This is a genomic window from Nocardia sp. NPDC060220 (assembly GCF_042727815.1).
Taxonomy (GTDB): Bacteria; Actinomycetota; Actinomycetes; order Mycobacteriales; family Mycobacteriaceae; genus Nocardia.
The window spans coordinates 1-1,908 of record NZ_JBHWZY010001110.1 but is presented as its reverse complement, the minus strand read 5'-3'; the positions used below and the strand labels follow the sequence as shown (position 1 = coordinate 1,908).

2 protein-coding genes are annotated in these 1,908 nt (G+C 66.2%); both read right to left on the bottom strand.

The genetic code is table 11. The annotated features are described in order from the left end of the window. Positions 1–105: 105 nt before the first annotated feature. Positions 106–1,140, bottom strand: coding sequence for an aspartate-semialdehyde dehydrogenase (locus tag ACFWF3_RS34195; protein ID WP_379318162.1), 1,035 nt, complete (start codon positions 1,138–1,140; stop codon positions 106–108). Positions 1,141–1,143: 3 nt separating this feature from the next. Further along, on the bottom strand, positions 1,144–1,908 hold a 765-nt coding region (locus ACFWF3_RS34190), incomplete at its 5' end, for an aspartate kinase (RefSeq protein WP_379318161.1).

The window sequence follows — 1,908 nt, the reverse complement described above, 5'->3', positions numbered from 1 at the left end:
CGCCGTCTCACCTTCTCGGTCATCCTCGACGGGTTGCGCCGGGTCGAGCCCTGACAACGACAAAGGCCGGGCACACCCGAAGGTGGCCCGGCCGTCGACGGGTGATCAGCGGTTCTCGAGCAGAACTTCCGCGATTTGAATCGTGTTCAGCGCGGCGCCCTTTCGGAGGTTGTCGCCCGAGATGAAGAGCGCGAGACCGCGACCGCTCGGCACACCCGGATCCTGGCGGATACGGCCGACGAGGGAGTCGTCCTGGCCTGCGGCGGCCAGCGGGGTCGGCACGTCGACCAGACGTACGCCCGACGCCTTGGCCAGCAGGTCCTTGGCCTGCTGCACCGAAATCGGTTCGGCGAATTCGGCATTGATCGACAGCGAGTGCCCGGTGAAGACCGGGACCCGCACGCAGGTGCCGCTCACCAGCAGATCGGGCAGGCCCAGGATCTTGCGGCTCTCGTTGCGCAGCTTCTGGTCTTCGTCGGTCTCGAAGGAACCGTCGTCGACCAGCGCACCGGCCAGCGGGATCACGTTGAAGGCGATCGGCGCGACGTAGTTGTTCGGCGCGGGGAACTCGGCGTCCGAACCGTCGTGCACCAGCTTCTCCGCGTCGGCGGACACCGCGCGGATCTGCGAGGCGAGCTCCTCGACACCGGCGAGACCGGAGCCCGAAACTGCCTGGTAGCTGGACACGATCAGGCGCTGCAAACCGGCCACATCGTGCAGCGGCTTGAGCACCGGCATCGCGGCCATCGTGGTGCAGTTCGGGTTCGCGATGATGCCCTTGGGCAGGTTGCGGGTGGCCTCGGGGTTGACCTCCGACACCACCAGCGGCACATCGGGGTCCTTGCGCCATGCCGAGGAATTGTCGATCACGGTGACGCCCGCCGCGGCGAAGCGCGGGGCCTGCACACGCGACATGGTGGCACCGGCCGAGAACAGCGCGATGTCGAGACCCGACGGATCGGCCGTCTCGGTGTCCTCGACGACGATCTCGCCGCCGCGCCAGGGCAGCGTCTTGCCCGCCGAACGCGAGGAGGCGAAGAACCGCACCTCGTCGGCCGGGAAGTTGCGCTCTTCGAGCAGCTTGCGCATGACGGCGCCGACCTGACCGGTCGCACCGACAACACCTACACGTACACCCATTGCTTAACGCCCCGTTCCGCCGTGGACGACAGCGGCTTCGTCGCCGCCGAGATCGAATGCCTTGTGCAACACCTGCACCGCTTCATCCAGTTCCGTGTCACGCACGAGCACCGAGATCCGGATCTCCGAGGTAGAGATCAGGTCGATGTTGACGCCCGCGTTGGCCAGCGCCTCACAGAAGGTGGCGGTGACGCCCGGGTGCGACTTCATCCCCGCGCCGACCAGGGAGACCTTGCCGATGTGATCGTCGGAGAGGATCTCGGCGAACCCGATCTCGTCCTGACGCTCGGTGAGCTTCTGCACCGCGCGGACCAGGTCGGTCTTGGGGCAGGTGAAGGTGATGTCGGTCTTGCCCGTGTCGACCTTGGAGATGTTCTGCAGCACCATGTCGATGTTGATCTCGGCGTCGGCCACCGCGCGGAACACCTTGGCCGCGTAGCCCGGCTCGTCGGGCAGGGCGACGACGGTCACCTTGGCCTCGCTGCGGTCGTGTGCGACGCCGGTCAGGATTGCCTGCTCCACGGGAATGTCCTCCATCGATCCGAAAACAGTGGTGCCGATCTTGTCGGTGTAGGACGACCGAACATGAACGGGAACGTTGTAGCGGCGCGCGTACTCCACGCAGCGCAGCATGAGCACCTTCGAACCGCAGGCCGCCATCTCGAGCATCTCCTCGTAGGAGATCTTGTCGAGCTTCTGGGCGTCGGGGACGATGCGCGGGTCGGCGGAGAAGATGCCGTCGACGTCGGTGTAGATCTCGCAGACATC